The 18,419-nt window shown below is 67.0% G+C and carries 14 protein-coding genes and 5 pseudogenes; 13 read left to right on the top strand and 6 right to left on the bottom strand.

What is annotated here, in order from left to right:
• Nucleotides 1-27: 27 nt before the first annotated feature.
• Nucleotides 28-817: pseudogene (locus ACFZDL_RS24515) on the bottom strand (integrase core domain-containing protein); the annotation flags it as partial.
• Between the two features lie 49 nt (nucleotides 818-866).
• Here ACFZDL_RS24515 and ACFZDL_RS24510 point away from each other — a divergent pair.
• Nucleotides 867-1,289 (top strand): hypothetical protein, encoded by a 423-nt coding sequence (locus ACFZDL_RS24510; protein WP_353592791.1) that lies wholly within the window; start codon nucleotides 867-869, stop codon nucleotides 1,287-1,289.
• Here ACFZDL_RS24510 and mihF read toward each other — a convergent pair whose 3' ends face one another.
• A complete protein-coding gene (gene mihF, locus ACFZDL_RS24505; protein WP_353592792.1) occupies nucleotides 1,290-1,604 on the bottom strand; it encodes an integration host factor, actinobacterial type in 315 nt (104 codons plus the stop codon).
• Between the two features lie 85 nt (nucleotides 1,605-1,689).
• Nucleotides 1,690-2,706, bottom strand: coding sequence for a recombinase family protein (locus ACFZDL_RS24500; protein WP_353592793.1), 1,017 nt, complete (start codon nucleotides 2,704-2,706; stop codon nucleotides 1,690-1,692).
• 342 nt (nucleotides 2,707-3,048) lie between these two features.
• Between ACFZDL_RS24500 and ACFZDL_RS24495 the strand changes: the two genes are divergently transcribed.
• The 5 genes from ACFZDL_RS24495 (at nucleotide 3,049) to ACFZDL_RS24475 (ending at nucleotide 7,115) form a co-directional block, all read left to right on the top strand.
• On the top strand, nucleotides 3,049-4,197 hold the full coding sequence (locus ACFZDL_RS24495) for a DGQHR domain-containing protein (protein ID WP_353592794.1): 1,149 nt from the start codon (nucleotides 3,049-3,051) through the stop codon (nucleotides 4,195-4,197).
• 141 nt (nucleotides 4,198-4,338) lie between these two features.
• On the top strand, nucleotides 4,339-6,024 hold the full coding sequence (locus ACFZDL_RS24490) for a hypothetical protein (RefSeq protein WP_353592795.1): 1,686 nt from the start codon (nucleotides 4,339-4,341) through the stop codon (nucleotides 6,022-6,024).
• A gap of 228 nt (nucleotides 6,025-6,252) precedes the next feature.
• Nucleotides 6,253-6,474, top strand: coding sequence for a hypothetical protein (locus ACFZDL_RS24485; RefSeq protein ID WP_060950821.1), 222 nt, complete (start codon nucleotides 6,253-6,255; stop codon nucleotides 6,472-6,474).
• A gap of 91 nt (nucleotides 6,475-6,565) precedes the next feature.
• Entirely contained in the window at nucleotides 6,566-6,760 is a 195-nt protein-coding gene (locus ACFZDL_RS24480; protein WP_353592796.1) for a hypothetical protein, read from the top strand.
• A complete protein-coding gene (locus ACFZDL_RS24475; protein WP_353592797.1) occupies nucleotides 6,753-7,115 on the top strand; it encodes a hypothetical protein in 363 nt (120 codons plus the stop codon). The genes ACFZDL_RS24480 and ACFZDL_RS24475 overlap by 8 nt, the downstream gene beginning before the upstream one ends.
• Nucleotides 7,116-7,245: 130 nt before the next feature.
• On the opposite strand, the pseudogene ACFZDL_RS24470 reads toward ACFZDL_RS24475, so the two are convergent.
• The 3 genes and pseudogenes from ACFZDL_RS24470 to ACFZDL_RS24460 all read right to left on the bottom strand — a co-directional run bounded on the left by ACFZDL_RS24470 (nucleotide 7,246) and on the right by ACFZDL_RS24460 (nucleotide 10,637).
• Nucleotides 7,246-8,670: pseudogene (locus ACFZDL_RS24470) on the bottom strand (transposase).
• 1,093 nt (nucleotides 8,671-9,763) lie between these two features.
• Nucleotides 9,764-10,105: pseudogene (locus ACFZDL_RS24465) on the bottom strand (DUF4158 domain-containing protein); the annotation flags it as partial.
• Between the two features lie 211 nt (nucleotides 10,106-10,316).
• Nucleotides 10,317-10,637, bottom strand: coding sequence for a hypothetical protein (locus tag ACFZDL_RS24460; protein WP_353592798.1), 321 nt, complete (start codon nucleotides 10,635-10,637; stop codon nucleotides 10,317-10,319).
• Nucleotides 10,638-11,724: 1,087 nt separating this feature from the next.
• Between ACFZDL_RS24460 and ACFZDL_RS24455 the strand changes: the two genes are divergently transcribed.
• The 7 genes and pseudogenes from ACFZDL_RS24455 (at nucleotide 11,725) to ACFZDL_RS24425 (ending at nucleotide 17,955) form a co-directional block, all read left to right on the top strand.
• Nucleotides 11,725-12,600, top strand: coding sequence for a LysR family transcriptional regulator (locus ACFZDL_RS24455; RefSeq protein WP_353592799.1), 876 nt, complete (start codon nucleotides 11,725-11,727; stop codon nucleotides 12,598-12,600).
• A 3-nt stretch (nucleotides 12,601-12,603) separates the two neighbouring features.
• Nucleotides 12,604-12,837: pseudogene (locus ACFZDL_RS24450) on the top strand (transposase); the annotation flags it as partial.
• 304 nt (nucleotides 12,838-13,141) lie between these two features.
• Nucleotides 13,142-14,329, top strand: a pseudogene (locus tag ACFZDL_RS24445) (IS3 family transposase).
• 92 nt (nucleotides 14,330-14,421) lie between these two features.
• Nucleotides 14,422-14,865: a DUF6262 family protein gene (locus ACFZDL_RS24440; RefSeq protein ID WP_353592800.1), complete on the top strand. Its 444-nt coding sequence runs from the start codon at nucleotides 14,422-14,424 to the stop codon at nucleotides 14,863-14,865.
• Between the two features lie 238 nt (nucleotides 14,866-15,103).
• Nucleotides 15,104-15,439 carry a helix-turn-helix transcriptional regulator gene (locus ACFZDL_RS24435; RefSeq protein WP_353592801.1) on the top strand — a complete coding sequence of 112 codons (336 nt, stop codon included), beginning with the start codon at nucleotides 15,104-15,106 and terminating at the stop codon, nucleotides 15,437-15,439.
• On the top strand, nucleotides 15,436-16,977 hold the full coding sequence (locus tag ACFZDL_RS24430) for a hypothetical protein (RefSeq protein ID WP_353592802.1): 1,542 nt from the start codon (nucleotides 15,436-15,438) through the stop codon (nucleotides 16,975-16,977). Before ACFZDL_RS24435 ends, ACFZDL_RS24430 begins: the two co-directional genes overlap by 4 nt.
• A 192-nt stretch (nucleotides 16,978-17,169) precedes the next feature.
• Nucleotides 17,170-17,955 carry a DUF5707 domain-containing protein gene (locus ACFZDL_RS24425; protein ID WP_353592803.1) on the top strand — a complete coding sequence of 262 codons (786 nt, stop codon included), beginning with the start codon at nucleotides 17,170-17,172 and terminating at the stop codon, nucleotides 17,953-17,955.
• Nucleotides 17,956-18,419: the final 464 nt, after the last annotated feature.

Here is an 18,419-nt window from a genome sequence, read left to right as displayed (position 1 = left end):
AGGGGACACTGCCCTTGCCCCGAAACCTCATCCGTGCAGGTCAAGCAGCATGCGGTACTCGTGGAGGATGCCGCCGAGGCGATCGTGTCGACGTATGTTGAGGTGGGCTAACGTGCCCGGATCGTCGATCGGTGGGGGCAGGGGGTGCAGAGGTCTGGCGTTGGCGATGCCCTGGTGTGGTCGGTGTCCGTTGTAGAACTGCTCGAACTCGCGCAGGGTGGCGAGGAGATGTCGCTGGTTCCAGACCAACGTCCGGTCCAGGAGCTCGCGGCGACAGGTCTGTATCCATCTTTCCATGATCGAGTTCATCCTTGGCATCTGGATGCCGGTGAGCACGACTTCGATCCCCGCGTCCTTGTGGACGGTTGAACAGGCCGTGGAACTTCCCGTCCCTGTCCCGGATCATCAACCGTGCCCGGCAGCCGAGGCCTTCGAGGTCCATGACCAGGTTCTTCGCCGCTTGCGCTACCCAGGAGGCGATCGGATGGGCGGTGGCGCCCAGGACGCGGATCCGGCGACTGCCGTGTTCGATCACCACGAGCACGTACATCCGTACCCCCGACAGGGTGACTGTTTCCATGAAGTCGCAGGCCAGCAGCGCATCAGCCTGGCCGCGAAGGGAGCTGGCCCAGGTACTGGAGTTCCGCTCGGGCGCAGGGTCGATGCCGGCCTCCTTCAAGATCTCCCAGACGGTGGACGCGCCCACCTTCGCCCCCAGCACGAGCACCTTTCCGTGCAGGCGTCGGTACCCTCAGCTCGGGTTCTCCTTTGCCAGCCGCAGCACCAGGATGCGCATGGAGTGCACGGTGCGTGGTCGTCACGGCCCTGTTCTCGTATAGCTGCCGTCACCCGACAAGTAGCTGAGCGTGAAGCCCTGGGTACCGGTCTCCGAGGTGGGCTCGGTGCCGGTAGCGTGCCGCCGACGACGCGATGCGAAGGGCGGGGCCGCGGTGGCGAAGCGGTGGGTCCGGTACGTGGTGCCGGTGATGGTCGAGGTCGACGTTGAGGAGGACAAGGTGACCCGGGTGGTCACGCTGCCCGAGGAGGTCCGCGAGGACCGCGACGACATGGGCCACTTCCTCATCTACGACGAGAAGTTCGTCCGCCGGGACGGTGACGAGCAGCCCCAGGTGCATGCCTTCTGTGTGGCCGAACCCCGTTGGGCCGACGACCGGTTCCGGGTCGGCGGCCCGGGGAACTGGCCGGAGCGCTGGGGAGAGAGCTTTGGCCGTCTCGATGAGGATGACCGGTACGAAGAGATCGCTCCGTACGAACTGCGCCAGCGGTAGTCAGCCCTTGGCGGCGAACCGTTCGAGGAGACGCTCGCGCTGCTGAATGCCCAGGCCGCGCCCGCGCCGGCTGTCGGAGATCTCCATCTCGGTGAGGAGCTTCTGGGCCCGGACCTTGCCGATGTCAGGCAGGGATTCGAGCAGGGCGCGGACCGTCATCTTGAGGATGGCCTCGGAGTCGCTGGCCAGCACCTCGCGCAGCGACAGCCTGCCGTGCTTGAGGGCGTCCTTCACCTCGGCCCGCTCCTTGCGCGCGGCGGCGGCCTTGTCGAGTGCGGCGCGACGCTGTTCGGGCGAAAGCGGGGGCAGAGCCATGAGGAGTGGTCCTCTCGTCGTACAAAATGGAACGGGCCTCATCATGTCCCTGCCGTCAACGCTTTGACCAGCACGTTTACGGTGTTTACACGGTCTCTTCAGTGGTGAGGATGCGCTCCGGGCGGGGCTGGGGGATGTCGCCGACGGTTTGGAGGGCGGCGAAGTCGGCGTGCGCGGCCTCGATGGCTTCGGGGTACGCCTCGCGCTTGGCGTGCTCGGCGAGCGCCCGGTAGATGCTGGCGACGGAGGGGTTCTGGCCTTTGCGTTTGCCGGTGGGGATGATCAGGTCGGGCTGGATCTGCTCGACGGACTCGCCGTTCGCCCGCCGGCGGAGGACGGTGTGGAGCATGTCGTCGGTGATGACGGGCGGCCGGCCGCCGTGCTTGCCCTTGCGGGCCGCGGTGTCGAGCCCTTCCAGCGTGGACTCGCGGATGTTCTCCCGCTCGGTCTCCGCCATGGCCGCGAAGAACGCGAACAGCAGCTTGCCGGGTCCGGTGGGGTCGTAGATGCCAGGCAGGGGCCCGGCGGGCATCTCCAGGACCAGGCCGTGGGCGGTGAGGTGGTCGGCGAGCGCGGTGAGCTCGGCGGCGTCCCGGCCGAGCCGCTTCATCTCGTACACGGTGAAGATGACCCGGCAGTGCGGTGCGTGCGCCTTGACCTCCCGGGCCGTCCTCAGCGCCTCCTCGAACTTCGGGCGGACCCGCACGCGGGTGCTGATCTTCTCGGCGAAGATCTTGTCCCTGGGGATGCCGTGCTTGGCAAGCGCGTCGAGCTGGGAGTCGAGTTCCTGCCCGAGGGTCGAGCAGCGGGCGTAGCCGATGCGGATGTCCGCGCTCGGCAGGTCCGGATCGATCGGTGCCGGCGGCGGGGTGCCCGGCCGCCACGGCCGGCCCGGACCCCGGTCGGCCGGGGCCGGTACCCGCAGCAGCTTCGCGAGCCGGGGCACCTTCGTGAAGCGGCGGGTGTGGTAGGCGGAGGCCACCGCGCCGCCGCGCGAGCGGCAGGGTGAGCCGGGCTGGGCGTCACACTTCGGACAGGCATGCTGTTCGACGTCGTCGGCGTCCGACCGGTCGGTCGGGGAGGGCTGCTGAGGGTCCGTCATGGGCCCGGATTTTCGCACAATGCAAGTCTCAGAACAGGGTGACTCCCGCTTTGAGTGAGAACGGGTTCTGAGAACAAATCCAGGGTCGGCGGGGGTTCGACGGCGCGTGATTGATCTTGCTCGCGCAAAGGACCGTTTGTGAGACGGCGAGAGCGAGGGTCGGCGAAGGCTGCCGTCCGGATCTATTCGTCAGATCTCGCAGACGGGATCTATTTGACGGATCTACAGGTCGGATCTAGCATCTAGGTCCGACTGATGGATTGTCATCTTCGTTCGCGGGACTTGGGGAGCGGCATGGACAAGCAGGACAAGGCAACTGTTCGAATCGCGGGAGCTCTGTGTGTGCAGCGGGGCACGCGCATGCTCCAGGCGTTCGCCGACGCCGTCACGGTGTCGGACCACCAGGAGGTCGACATTTTCGACCCCGACACCGGAGAGGGCTACCAGCGGGCACCGGTCACCGCGCGCGTTCGCAAGGCGGCCCGTTACTACGACGAGAAGCGGGGGCGGATGCCCAACCCGCTCCTCGTCAACATCCGCAAGGACGACATGGACGCGGAGCGTGTGGTCGTCGTCGTGGATGCCGACCAGTCCGGGTACGAGAACGCGGTCCTCAAAGGCGGCAACTGGATCGGTACCGGACGCATCGAGTTCACCGACGACCTCTCCCTGTGGATCTACGACGGGCAGCACCGCGCCGGCGGCCTGAACCAGTTGCTGAGCGAGCAGGAGGACTTCGAGGACTTTCCCGTGCCCATCAGCCTCACGCTCGGGCTCGACCCGGGCGAGGAGATGCGCGAGTTCTACGAGGTGAACACCAACGCGGCAAGCGTCAAGACCGACCTCGCCTGGCAACTGCTGACCAAGATGGCGGAGGACGACCCCGAGCTGAGGGAGATGCTCGCGGCAGAGGACAAGGACTGGATCACCCGCGCCTACGCCGTGGTGGACGAGTTGGAGAAGCTGGACGGCCCCTGGAAGGGCAGGTTCCAGGAAGCCAACCGGCGCAAGACCCGTGGCGACGGGGTGACCATCCCCAAGCCGCAGTTCGCGCGCTCCCTCAAGCCCGTGCTCGACATGCCGTCGTTCAAGCGGGCGGATGCCGCGACGGTTGCCGTCGTGCTCAACGCCTACTGGACCGGCATCAAGCAGGTCATGCCCGAGCCCTTCGACGAGGCGTCGGACTTCGTCCTTCAGAAGGGCAACGGGGCCGTGGCCCTGCACCGCGTACTGCCGCAGGTGGTCGAGGTAGTCCGGAGCACTGGCGGACGGCTCGGCCAGCCCGAGGGCTACGCTGAGGTGATGGCCGAACTGCCCACGCTCGAAGGCGAGTCCGTCGACAACGACGGTCAGCGGGTGATCCGCTCGGGAGCTGACTTCTGGCGTGTGGGATCGGTCGCCTCCGGATTCAGCGGTGACGCCGGCCGTCGGCGACTGAGCCTGCTCATTCAGAGCCGCCTGCCCTCCCCTGCGGAGACTATCCAGCTCTGACACGGCTCGTCGCACCACGTCATCGTGCCGACGCTGTCCTCACCCACTCGCGGGGCTCGACCGCACAACCATGCGGCCGAGCCCCGCGATCAGTCTGTTCGCCGACCCGCCAGCGTCTCCGCCAGGAGGAACTGAACCGTCATGAACCCCAGCAGCAACCCACTCGCCCACAGAACGATCCTCACCGTCCCCCACTCCGAGAACCCCTTCCGGGACGTCCGCCGAATCAGCTCTCGATGGCTGACCCGCAAGTTCGGCAGCGCTCCCCTCACGTCCGGACATCACCATCTCGACCAGATGTCGGTCCTGACCAACCATGCCGCCTACCTCGCAGACGGCGCGGAACACGCGATACGCCTTCAGCTGCGCGAGGACAAGCCCGAGGCCACGTGGCGCACTACCATCACCGCCGTTGCGTTCGAGGACTCCTCTGCGCTGCTCTCGGTCAGCCTGGAGGTCTTTCCCAACGACGACACGCCACTGACCCCCGTACGACCGGGCCTGGTTCGCGACCTTGTCCGGGACCTGAAGCCCATCGACGGTCCGGCGCCGCTGACCCTGGATGCCCAGAGTGTGAGCGCTGAAGGAGTCGATGCTCTGATCGAGGTGCTCTGCGACCCTGCGCGGCACATGCCCGTGATCGTCGCGGCTCGCCCCCTCCGCCCCGATCCGCTGTGGTCGGAGCGGATGGCGAAGGCAATGCGCGACTGTGCCGGCGCTGCTGCCTTGTACCTCCTCGTGGACACAGAAGCCGTCGATGTGTTCCGTGCGGCGATCGGCGAGTACCACCGCGTCGCCCCGGGCGCGGTGCGGACGTTCCTGACCGAGGTGGATCCGGCATGGCCGAAGGATGCCTCCCGTCACCGGTTCCTGACCGTGGCCCGGATGAGCGATTCCCAGGATCACGCCTGGCGCGGCCTCGCCCGAACCGTCCAGCGGCTCTCCACCGAGGCCCCGCTGCCTGACGCGTTGCGTACTCTCGCGTTCCCGGACGACGCGAGTCGGCGCCACCGCCAGGAGCGGCAGGTCGCGCTGGCAACGGTACGGCCGTCCGACGAGCTGGCGGTGATGCGCAAGGACGTCGAAGACCTCAAGGCCCTACTCGCCCAAGCGGACGAGGAGCTGAAGGAGGCGGCACGGACCGCCGAGCTGTCGACACTGACCGTGGCCTCGCTGGAAGAGCAGCTTCACGGCGCAATGGATCGGGCGGACGGGGACATGGAGGAGGCCCTGCGTGCTCTGGACGACGTGGAGCGAGCGCGAGCTGAGGCGGACATTTTGCGGCGTCGGCTCCGCGATGCAGGCCGCTACGACGACACCGTCGTCGTCGAGCAGCCCCGGGGAGTGCCGGACTCGTTCGAGGAGTTGTGGGAGCGGTTGGACGACTTCGAGGGGGTCCTGGTCACTGCAGACAGGAGCAAGGCGCTCGAACTGGACGAGGGGGAACGGGCTCGTGTGTGGGCGGCGAAGGCGTGGAACGCGCTTCGGGCACTGGACTCCTACACACAGGCTGCCCGGGAGGGTTTCAACGGAGGCTTCTACCAGCACTGCACGTCGGACCGGCCGGGGGCGGTGAACTGGCCGCTCAAGCAGTTTGCCCCAGCCGAGTCTGACACGACGATGAACCGGTGGGGCGCGGAACGGATCTTCGCGGTGCCCGAGGATGTGGACCCCTCGGGGCGCACGGAGATGCAGGCCCACCTGAAACTCGGCTCCAAGGGCAGCACCTCGCCGAGGATCTACTTCCTGGACGACACGCAAGGCATCACAGGTCGGGTGATCGTGGGCTACATCGGGCCCCACCTGACCAACACGAAGACCAACTGAAGCAGGCCTGTGCCCGGGTGCCGGTCAAGATCACGCCTTGACCGGGCACCACGCCATGACTTCCGCCCGGCACGTTGAACGGTGCCGAGACGGTCGAGACCCGGGTCTGCGAGGAGTGCGGTTCGGAGATCGAGACAGTCCCGTACTTCACAGCTCCGCTCAAAGAGGTCACGGTCGACTTCAGCCGCTGAGCAAGCCGTCTCAGCGCCCCGGCTACACTCCGCCTTCATGACGACGATCTACACGACCCGGGAGTGGAACGGCTACGGGAAGCAGAACTACTACTGGCACGAGTACCGACTCGAAGGCGACACCGTCGTCAAGTACAAGTGCCACCGGCAGAAGTTCTTCGATGGCGATGAGAACGTCTGGGACAAGGACGAATCGATCGTGGAGTCCTGGGGACTTGACGAGCCGAGCATGCCCGACTGGCTGAGGCAGTATCTCTGACTGCGCCCCTACTGCTGTAGCCCTGGAACGCGCCGAAAGCCACTCTGACGAGCAACCCGGCATCGCCGAGCCGCTCAGCGGCGCCCGTCGCATGGCCTTCTACCGCGACCTCGGCCAAGACCCGATCGACCGGGTTCAGGCTGTCTTGACCCTCTGGTGGTGCGAGGCCGAGCTGGACTCCGATCCCAAGCAGAACCTGATCATCGCCGGCACCCTGCCCACGGTCACCATGGCCGACGTCGTACGCCTGCGCCACGAGCGAGGCGGAGAGCTGCCGGGTGAGTGACACCGATCCCGACGACCTGTGGCCGGTCGAGCCGTCCGAGGCCATCCAGGACATGCTCGCTGACCCGAAACTGCCCGTCGAACTGTTCTCCGCGATCGTCGCGCTCACCGTCGAAGTCGTCGAGGACCCGTGGCTGCCGGACAGCACCGCGCGCGACAGCGCCGGCGACTGGCGCCGACTCCCGATCCCTCACGGCCGCGGCCTGGTCGAGTACGTCATCGACACCAACCACCACCACGTCGTACGCCTAACCCGGTTGACGTCTTCCCGCACTAACGGACCGGGATTCCGGCCGCGACCCGACTGCATCCGTCTCACGGCGCGCTCGCGGCCACCGTCGGCTCCGCCCGCCTGACCTCCGCCCTCACCGACATGCACCAGGCCGCCAGCGTGCCGGCCACCTGGTGAGCACCACCAGCACGCCGAAGGGCGGCCCCGACTCGGGGCCGCCCTTCGCACGCTGCCGCAGCAGGACCAGCGCGGTGTCACGGCGCGGGGGCCGGCTGGTCCTGACTGGTCCGCTGGCTGGGGATGGTCGCGGCCGGGTTGAGGTCGAGCCGGTAGCTCATGTTCAGCTCGAACCGGCCGTAGGGGTTGATGTGGGTCCAGAACAGCGGGGACAGGGCCCGCCGGTCGGCGTCGGTCAGGCGTTCGGCCCACTCGGGGTCGGCGAGGATCTGCTGAAGCAGCAGGGTGTTGACGTGGACCAGGGCGGACTGAAGAAGGTGCAGGGCGAGCATGGACACCTCCTGCGACTCCCTGTCCTTGCCGGTCAGGTCACCGTCCTTGCCGTAGAACAGGTCCTTGTTCGCGCTGTTCCAGTTCTCCACCACCTGCAAGCCCTCGTGGATCTCCCGGCGCATCTCGGCGTCTGCGAGGTAGTCGCAGATGAACGCCGTACGCACCGCCCGCCCCAGCTCCTCGATCGCCCGGTAGGTCGGGTGCTTGGGTCCGCCGCGGGTGAAGCGCCGCAGCACCTGCTCGGCCTCGGCGGTGCCCAGCCGCAGCGCGGTGGTGTACTTCACGATCTGGTCGTACTGCTGGCGGATCAGCTCCCAGTCGATGGTGCGGGTGGACAGCACCGGCGCCAGGGTGGGCCAGTTGTCGTCCTCCCCGGCGGCCGGCCGGTACAGCCGGGAGGAGCCGATGTTCTTCAGCCTCGGCATCAGCTTGAAGTCGAGCATGTGGGCGAAGGCGAACCCGACGATCGAGGCGCCGTGGGTGTCGGTGTACTGCCGGTCGACGACCATCTCGGTGCAGTGCCGCAGCACGCCCTCGATCATCGCGGCGACCTCGGAGGCCGAACACGACTTCAGCTGCGAGTAGATGCACACCGACTTCCGCTCTACGTGCCAGTAGATCATCACACCGGGCCCGCGGTAGCGCTGGTGCCACTCGGTCATGAAGTTGCTCGACTAGGCCCCGAACTTGCGGCTGTCCGAGGCGCACGCCGTCCCGGTGCCCCACCACGTCTCGTCGCGGGCGGCGAAGGTGGCGTTGACCAGCTTCGTCACCGCCGCGCGCAGGTTGTCCCGGTTGACGAACAGGTGCCGCACCCGGCGCAGGACCGCCTCCGACTCGCCGTGCTTGCCGGTGGCCACCACCCGCTTGATGCCCATGTTCGTGCCCAGCGCGAACAGCACCAGCAGCAGCCGGCGCCGCAGCACCTCCCGCGGCAGCCGCTCGCTGGTGGCCACCGAGGTGAACTCGCCAGTGAAGCCGGTGTCGAACTCGGCTTCCTTGATGATGTCCAGCAGGTCGATGGTCCCCCAGCGGCGTTCCAACTCGGCCTTGATGGCGACGAGGTTCTCCGGCTCCTCCAGCTTCGGCTGGGGAGAGACCTTGATCCACGGCTCGCCGTGCCGCCGGGTGATCTTCACCCCGCCGGTGGTGTCCTGAACCAGCGCCATCTCCAGCCGGTCCAGGGACGCCCGCAGCCGTCCCTGCAAGGCGGCGATGAACTCCTCCGGGTCCTGCGGCTGGCGGATCGCCGCGTAGTGCACGTCCCGGTTGTCCTCGAAGTCCGGCGGCAGGTCGTCCTCCGGGTTGCGCCACCGGTTCGCCCCGGCCACCCAGATCGACCGCCGCCGCAGCGCGTCCCGCAGGGACACCAGCACGCACAGCTCGTACGGGATGCGCTCCACCCGGCCCCGCTCGTCCACAACGGCCGCCCGCCACTGCTCGGGCACCACCTCCTTCAGCGGAATCCGCTCCGCCTCGTCGAAGAACGCACCTTCCTTCAGCGGCTGGTCCAGATAACGGGTGAGCAGGCCGATCGCGTCCATCACCGGCCGGTAGGCCGTGTTGTTGCACTTCAACTCCAGCGCCTTCAAAAGCGGCTTGAGCATCCGCCGCCAGTGCGCCGAGTACGCCGACCGCAGCACCGTGCGCACCCTGGCCTTGTAGCGCGCCTCGTTCGCCGCGGCCTCCGCCGCCAAGGCCTTCAGCGTCTTCTCCCCGCCGACCACCGGGTAGATCACCCGCCGCACCACCCCCGCAGGCTCCGCCAGCGCCGCCTCGGCGACCCGCAGCAGCATCGCCTGAGTCGGTGATCTCTGTCTGCCGTACGTGGCACAGCGCCGCCAGCAGCGTCAGGCGCACCGGCCGCTTCATCCGCAGCAGGTTCGCCGGGTACTCCTTCGACGCCCGCGCCCGCCAGGCGTCCACGAGCTTCTCCGACACGTCCGCGAACAGGTCCGCCGGCAGCTCCAGCCGTTTGACCCGCTCCAGCTTGGTCACCTCCGCCAGCAGGCTCTCCAGCCCCGGAGCACCCGGATCGGCCTTCAGCTCGGAGAAGAACGACCGCCCGCCGCCCACCACATCGGCCTCGCCCTCGCCGCCGGCGGGCTCCTCACCCAAGATCAGCTCATCCAACCGGTCCCGGGTCGCCCACGGCAGCCGCTCCATCGTGGTGCGGCAAAACCGCTCCTCGAACGCCCGGATCGCCCGGCCCACCAGGCGGTCGACCTTCGCCGGTGCGGGCGGCTCGATGCGGTCGTTGCGGCAGCGGGTCACCACCGCGGCCACCAGGCGCTCACGCGACAGCTCCACCGGGCACAGCTCCGCGCTCAGCCACTCCGCCAGCGCCGCCTGGTCCTCCTCGGTCGACTCCCGAAACTTGTACGCGGCCCGTATCTCCGACCGGTGCCGCGTGATCGCCCGCCCCGCCCAGTCGTACGACGCCCACTCCCCGGCCGGCACCTTCACCTGCTGGGCCACGTACGACACCACCGGCTCCGGGATCTCCCCGGCGCTCTCCGGGAAACGGGCCTCCACCTCGAAGAACTTCAGCAGCAAAGCGAACCCCAGCCGGTTCGCGCCGGACTTGTTCCGCAGCCGCTTCATGTCGTCTTCGAGCAGCGTCCAGACCTCGATCAGGTCCTCCGGCTCCCACTCCTGCCGCACTCCGGCCTCCTCCCGGTCGTCATGACCGGACCACCGTGACCGCGCCGCACAGGGAAGGGGACGGGAAGATCGAAAACCGAGACAAGCTCACCCCTGATTTGCTACAGAGAGCTACTTGTCGGGTGGCGGCAGCTATACGAGAGCAGGGCCGTCACGGGCATTTTTTGGGCCGACAGGAGGCGGCATGGCGGTGTGCGACGAGGTTGCGGTGCCAACGCAGTACCGTATCGGGACGTACGAGCAGCCGTAATCTGCGCAGGACGTGCGGTGGCAGTCGGTGCAGCAGCGCCGCCAGGTACGCCCGATCGCTGGGTGTGAACCGGATCTTGTCCTTGCCGAGCTGGCGTTCCAGCACGGTGATCTGGTGGCGCAGTGCGGGGATCTCCGCGTCCTTGTCCCGGTGGGTCATCAGCAGCGGACGAAGCATCGCGAACGCGTTCGATACACCCAAGTAAGCCAGTCGGAGCAGCACGATCGATCACCATGACGCGCTGACGGCAGCTGCGCCAGAGCGTCGGATCGAGCGACCGCGGCCAAGCTCTCGGGACCCGAACAAGCGGTCCCCACCAGGGCGGATGAGATTTCCGGCAAGGGCACCGTCACGCACCAGAACCCAGGCCACCTTCTCCGGAACGACCTCGATCTTCCCCATCCCCGGACCCTACCCACCCACACCGACACAACAGCAAGACCACAAGGTTCCAGCACCACAGAAACCATCGAATCGATCACCAGGCCAACGGGGGCGATCCCTGCAACCCCGCAACGATCCAGATCAGACCCACCCGTCGACACCCCCGCGGTCGCGGTACTCACCTGGGAGGTGACTGTGATCAGGTTGGCCAAGGGAACCGACACAGTCCCCCTCTGCGCTGACCAAATGCCTCCCCTGCCCGCCTGGGTGCCCGTCTCAGAGCCGCCTGGACGAAAGCCCGAGGCTAGGGGCAGGTGGGAACGGGGTCGGTCTCCTCGTAGATGTAGTTGTCTGCCATCCACCCCCATGCGCCGTTGTCGGCCTGGGTGTACAGCCACCGATTCGGGTGAGGCCCACCGCCACCCGTGTCAAGGCCCTCGTTGCGACAGATGAACCATGAAGGCTGGGTGAACATGAATCCCACAACGTCATCGGTAGTGTTGTCGGCGACCACCGGGGCCCCCACTTGTTGGTGCGCCACCAGCGGTTTGTGCCTTGCTCATGCTGGCACGAAGCAGCGATACGTTGGGCACTGTCTTTGCCAGCCGGTGACAGTGCCGCATTCGCCGGGGTGGCCAAGGCCATAGTCGCAGCCAAGGCCGTTCCGGCCCCGACTATCGGAGCTAATGCACGGAACATGTGAAACTCCTCTGATCAGCTGTGGGGCCAGCGGGAGAGCCGCTCTATGCGGTCGCGCGGTTCTGCGTTCGCGTAGTTAAGGGTTCCCGCTTGGCACGCGGTAGGTAAAGGCACTCCTGAGTCGAACTCGAATGTCATTGATACACTTTCGTGTATGGGTGAGGCGGGGATACCAGCCGGTCGCGAACCCGGTCGATCAGGGGACCCGAGCACGCATCAGCTGCGCTTGTTCCTGCTGCTGGCCGATGAGTTGCACTTTGGTCGTGCAGCACAGCGGGCGTTCATGACGCAGCCTGCGTTCTCTCAGCAGATCCGTTCTCTTGAGCGTCGCCTGGGCTTGAAGCTGGTCGAACGCAACACCCGTACGGCAGGCCTCACTGAGGCAGGACAGGCTCTGCTGTCTGGTATCCGCGACCTGGTGGAGGCGGCGGATCGGTTGCAGCAGGCCGTCGCCGTGCAGAAGCGCGCTGTCTCTGGCCGCGTCGTGATTGGCTCCTTAGAGGCCACGACGTCCATACCGCCGATACCCGAAATCTTCGACGAGTTGCAGGCGGCACACCCCGGCCTATCCATCGAGGTGTTGCGTATGGGATTCGCCGACTGGGCCGAGGCGCTTCTCGCCGGCGACTTGGACGTGGCGTTCGTCTTCCCGCCCGTGCCGCCGGGAGTGCAGACCCACCGCCTGGCCACCATGGACCGCGTCGTGTGCCTGCACGACCGCGACCCCCTCGCCAACCAGGGAGTACTGACCCTCCAGCAGCTCGCCGACCGGCCCGTAGTCGGCTGGTCGCCAAGGATCCCCAAGGCCTGGCGCGATTTCTGGTCCGTCGACCCCAGACCCGACGGCACCCCTATCCGCTACGCCGCCTACCAGACCACCGAATGGGAACCCGCCCTGACCGCCATCGGCCTCGGCGAAGGCATCATGTTCCCCCCGGAACCATCCCGATGGCTCTACCAGCGGCACGGCGTCGCCTACGTCGACGTCACCGATCTCACCCCCTGCTGGACAGCGCTCGCATGGCGCGCCCAAGACCGGGACAAACCCACCGTCACCGCCCTCCGAAAGGCCGCACAAAACGTCACATCCAAGCAGCCGTGAAAGGTGGAGATCGTCCAGATCGCTCGCGACCTCCTGGCCTGGATGCCCCTGCTCGCCCTCACCGGCCAAGCCCGCCTGTGGGAGCCCCGCCGCCTGCGGCTTCGCCTTTTCTCCGCCGCCGCGCAGCTCATCACCACCGGACGACGCCGCATCCTCCGCTTGGCCAAGCACTGGCCCTGGGCGGGCCTGATCACCGAAGCTCTGCAACGGCTCTCAGCACTGCCCAACCCTGGCTGACCAGCAACTTTCCGTCCTACGAGCAGCTCAACCCAGCCGGAGCAGTGGAACCCGGCACCCTGAAGGGTGTCTTTATTGCCGTACGGTGGCTGGCCTGGGGCTTTGCGATCGCCCATGTATGGGCATGATCAGTGATCGTGGGTCTGCGACTGCTGTACCTGATCTTCTGCCGATTCCTGGGCTGCTTCCTTTTGCTGGGCCGGTCGGCCGCCGTGAACAACGCCGAGATCTGAGCTGAACCGGATTTTGTAGCGGCCCTGAAGCCAGGCATGATCGCCTCGGCAGATGGGAGAACACAGGTCCGATGCCTGCACCAAGGAAGTACCCGGACGAGCTACGTGAGCGGGCTGTCCGCGAAGTCCAGACCTCCGGTCGACCGGTCGCCCACGTGGCCCGAGACCTCGGCATCCACAAGGAAGCATTGCGGGGCTGGGTCCGCCAGGCCGAAGCCGACCAGGGCAGCCGGCCCGACCTGCTGACCACCGCCGAGCGGACCGAACTTACGCAACTCCGCAAGGAAATAGCCGAGTTGCGGCGAGCCAACGAGATCCTCAAAGCCGCCTCGGTGTTTTTCGCGAAGGAGCTCGACCAGCCCCGCACGAGGCCGACGCGGTGATCAACCACCTCCTGCGACGACTTCGGGGTCGAGCCGGTGTGCCGGGAACTGGACCTGTCGGTCTCGGCATACAACGCCCGCCGCAGGCGGCCCGCATCCGCCCGGCACCTGCGTGACGAACGGCTCGTCGAGCACATCCGCCGCATCCACGCCGCCTCCGGGGAGACCTACGGAGCCCGGCGCGTCCACCGCCAGCTGCGACGCGAAGGCGTGCACGCCGCCCGGTGCACCGTCGAACGGCTGATGCGCGAAGACGGCCTGGAAGGCGTCATCCGCGGACAGCGGCGCCGCACCACCATCTCCGAGCCGTCCGTACCCAGGCCGCCGGACCTGGTCAACCGCCACTTCGAAGCCCATCGTCCGAACCAGCTGTGGGTCGCCGACCTCACCTATATCCGCACCTGGTCAGGCTGGGTCTACGCCGCCTTCGTCCTGGACGTGTACTCGCGCGTGATCGTCGGATGGCAGCTCGCCACCCACATGCGCACCGATCTCCCGCTGGATGCCCTGGAGATGGCCCTGTGGCGGCGTGGCATCAAGAAGGGCTCGGGGCTGATTCATCACAGTGATCGCGGTTCGCAATACGTATCCATCCGCTACGGCGAACGGCTGTTGGAAGCGGGCGCGAGCGCGTCAGTCGGCTCCGTCGCCGACAGCTACGACAACGCCATGGCTGAGGCCCTCAACGGCTCCTTCAAGGCCGAGCTGATCGAGCACCAGGGCCCATGGCGAGACGCTGACCAGGTCGAACACGCCGTCGTCCAGTGGGTCGGCTGGTACAACACCGAGCGCCTGCACTCCGCCCTCGACTACGTCCCACCCGAGGAATTCGAAGCCGCGTACTACCGGTCCCTGGCCATCTTAAACGCCGCCTGAAGACACGCAAACCGGCCGCTACGAAACTCAGGGCAGCTCAAAGATCATCACTGGTCTGGAAGACGACCCCGGGCAGCCGGAGGCGACCGCCGATGCGAGCTGACAACAGCCAGCACATCGTCGATGCCGCCCGCCGCCGCAGCGAGTACACCCGCGCCAAGGCCATCCAGGCCCTCCGCACCCTCGACGCGGCGGGCGAGCCGGTCACTTTCGAGACCGTCGCCAAGCAGGCCGGAGTGTCCCGGTCGTGGCTCTATGTCCAGCCGGACCTGCATGCGGAGATCGAGCGACTACGGGCAGCACACCGCCGGGAACCCAGATCACCGGTTCCCGCACGCCAACGCACATCCAACGCGTCCTTGCTGCGGCGCCTCGAAGCCGCCAACGCCCGCATTCAGCGGCTCACCGAGGAGAACCAGCAACTTCGCGACCAACTCGCCCGTGCACTCGGTGAACAACGCGCCGCGAGGACCCGCACCAGCCCACCACGGGCAGGCGCAGGCGATCCCAGGTCGGCAACGATCGGCCCGTGCTGAAAGGACCCCCAATGCCCTCATCCGCTACGTCACGGACAACCACCGCGACGCAAACACACAGGTCAACAGCCTGCCGAGTCAGCGAACTCAAGATAATCCAGGAGCAAGTCGGCCACGAACACGCCAGCACCACCTCGCTCTACACCTGCGTGTCCTCGGACTTCCGCACCCGCACCCTGCGGCGGCATCTGGACTCCACCATCACCGCCGCCCTCCAGACCCAGACCGGGAGGCAAGCATGAAACGCAAGGTCGGCTACACCTGGCGGCTGCGCGAGGTCATGGCCCAGCACCAGATCTTCACGGCCACCGAACTGGTGCCGCTGCTGCGCGAACGCGGCATCGACCTGTCCGCCTCCCAGGTGCACCGCCTGGTCTCCGGCACCCCCGAACGCCTGTCGTTGCAGGTCATGGCCGCGCTCTGCGACATCCTGTCCTGCACCCCGGCCGACCTGGTGGCCACCACCGCCGAGAACGCCGGCGTCCGCAAGACCGCCACCGGAGACCTTCCCACCCCGCCCTCGAACGTCGCCACGCTCCGCCCCCGCGCAGCCTGCATCCTGCCCGACGCATGACCCGCTCCTACGCCACCGACGAACAGTACGAACGCTGGTTCATGGCCGAGTGCTGCCGCTGCGGCCGCCACAGGCACAAGGCCGGCAGCTGGCCGGACGGATACGTCTGCCGCACCTGTTCGGACCGAGCCGTCAGGACGCGAGGCACCTGCCCGGGATGCGGCCAGGACCGTGCCCTTCCTGGGCTCCGCCCCGGCGACAGGGCTGCGATCTGCACCAGCTGCGCCGGCTTCTCCCAGACCTTCGACTGCTCACGCTGCGGCTTCGAGGGCAAGCTCCTGCGCGGTCGGCTCTGCGAACGCTGCACGCTCACCAACCGCCTCACCGACCTCCTCGACAACGGCACCGGCTGCGTCCGTCCCGCGCTGGTCCCGCTGTTCGACCTGCTCGTGACGATGGACAAGCCCGGAAGCGGACTGGCATGGCTGGACATACGCCGCGGCCAGATGGGAAGCGCCTCACAGCTGCTTCGCCAGCTCGCCCTGGGCGAGATTCCGCTGACACACGACGCGTTCCACGAACTCCAGCCCTGGCGAGCGGCCTCTCACCTGGAAGAACTCCTCATGGCATGCGGAGTCCTGCCCGCGGTCGACAAGCACATCTGTTCCTTTCAGCGCTGGCTTCCCGGCCACCTGGCCGACATCGCCGATCCCGAGCACGCCAAGACGATCAGACTCTTCGCGACCTGGCACATCCTCCCCGGGCTGCGGACCCGCGCCGAGAGGAGCCACATCACACCCAGCATCCGACGCTTCGCCGGCGAACAGATCAAGTACGCGACCACCTTCCTGCATTGGCTCGGCGAGCGGAACACCACCCTTGCGGCATGCGGCCAGGTCGACATCGACGCCTGGTTCGCCGAGCACGCCGAGCACGCCCGCATCCGTCTGAGAGGCTTCCTCAACTGGGCCATGCAGGGCGGTCACTGCCGACGTTCCCTGACCATCCCCGCGATGAAGATCTCCCGTCGGCCCGCATTGAGCGAAGACGAACGCCTCGCCGCTCTGGGCAGGCTTCTGACCGATACGGAGATCCCGATGCGACTCCGCGTCGCCGGAGTCATCGTTCTCCTCTACGCACAACCGCTGAGCCGCGTCGTCCGGCTCACTCACGACGATGTCATCCGGGACGGCGACGCCGTGCTGCTACGACTCGGCGAGCCGCCCTCACCCGTCCCGGCGCCGGTCGCCACCCTGTTGCTGGAACACATCACGAACCGCGGCAACATGAACACCGCCACCAACCCGGCGTCCCGCTGGCTCTTCCCCGGTCGCCGGACCGGCCAGCCACTTGGCCCCAATCACCTGTCCGCGCTCCTGAACGAGGTCGGAATCCCGATCGCCGCCGCCCGCGGCGCCGCTATCCGACAGCAACTCCTCGAACTGCCCGCCCCCGTCGTCGCGGATGCTCTCGGCTACCACGACAAGACCACCAGCCGCCTCCGCAACGAGACCGGCGGAACCTGGAGCCGATACGCCCCAGGTGATCACACAAGGTCACCAGCGGGCTGGGTTCCTCGGGGAACCAGCGACAGTTAAATTCGAGAGCCCACCAGTAAACCGAGGCGGGAAGATGGCGTGAGCCTCGTGCTCGTCCTGGCAGCCGTGTGATCGATGGGCAACCATTCCTGCGACCTGATGGTCATGTCCGTGCCACCCGCGTACTGGGTGGGCATTGTCAGCTCCGCCTCGGGACGTTCCTGAGGCGCTGAAACATGGGGGAAACGCCTCATGCATCACCGCACCATCGTGGCAGGCTTCGCCGGGGCCCTCGCCTTGTCCGCGCTCGCGATTCCGGGGGCCGCCCAGGCAGATGAGGTCTCGGGCGACATTAGGATCACGAAGGTGGTCGTCAACGGAGGGAAGAACATCGTCCTGGGGACCACGGGCGTGAAGACGTTCACCATCGCGGTGACCGCCACGGACGACTCGGGCATCGAGGTCGGAAGGACCTTCCCGGTCATGTGGCACAGGCCCCTCCCGAACGGCGACTATTACGGTCTCGTGGTGCCCGACGACATCGCGGGCAAGTGCGTGCGCGAGAGCTTCACCACGACTACCTGCACCTACACACTGGAAATCAACCCGCGCATCGACCTCGACAACACCACGGCCGGGACCTGGACCGTGAGCGCCCACGCCCTGGCGAACGACGGTGACTACATCACCAAGGATTCCGCCGCGAAGGCGAAGGTCCTGCGTAACTCCAGGCTGACGGTCAACGCCTCGCCGGAACCGGTGAAGAAGAACAAGACGATCACCGTCACGGGCGCCCTGACCCGCGCCAACTGGGAGACCTACAAGTACGGGGGCTACACGAAGCAGCCGGTGAAGCTGCAGTTCAAGAAGAGGGGCACCAGCACCTACAAGACCCTCAAGACCGTCACGACGGACAGCAAGGGCAACCTGAGGACGACGACGAAGGCCACGGCGGACGGCTACTTCCGCTACTCCTTCGCAGGCACGTCCACCACCCCGGCGGTTGCCTCCGCGGCGGACTACGTCGACGTGAAGTAACTCTCAGGAGGATCATCTATCCCCCAGCAAGCCCAGAAGGCTCAGGCCGGAGACCCTTCGGTCTGAGCCTCCGTTGAGCGCTGGCTGTTTCCCGGCCGGCGGGCCGGTCAGCCGCTGCATCCCTTCGTGCTCTCCAAGTTGATCAACGATCTCGGCCTCCCCAAGTCTGCCAGCCGCACCGCAGCAATCCGAAAGCAGGCCCCGGGACGTCCGCCTCCATTGCCGCCCCTGTCTGCCACCGCGTCCTCACATCCCGCTTCGCATCCGAGTTCGGTGGAACCCGGAACCAGCATGCCTCCGGCGACCACGCACGGTCATTTATAGGGTGGGTTCCATGGTGAATTGACGACAGTTGAATATGCGAGCCCACCAGTACCAAGGCCGGGCACCAAGCTGCTGCCCGAAGCCATCGACATCCAGCACGGGCAGTGCCTCCCGAACTGCCCGAGAAATGCTGCTCCTCG

The organism is Streptomyces sp. NPDC007917 (assembly GCF_042959105.1).
GTDB lineage: Bacteria > Actinomycetota > Actinomycetes > Streptomycetales > Streptomycetaceae > Streptomyces.
The sequence above is the reverse complement of the archived record's forward strand: the minus strand, read 5'-3'. Positions and strand labels throughout refer to the sequence as shown.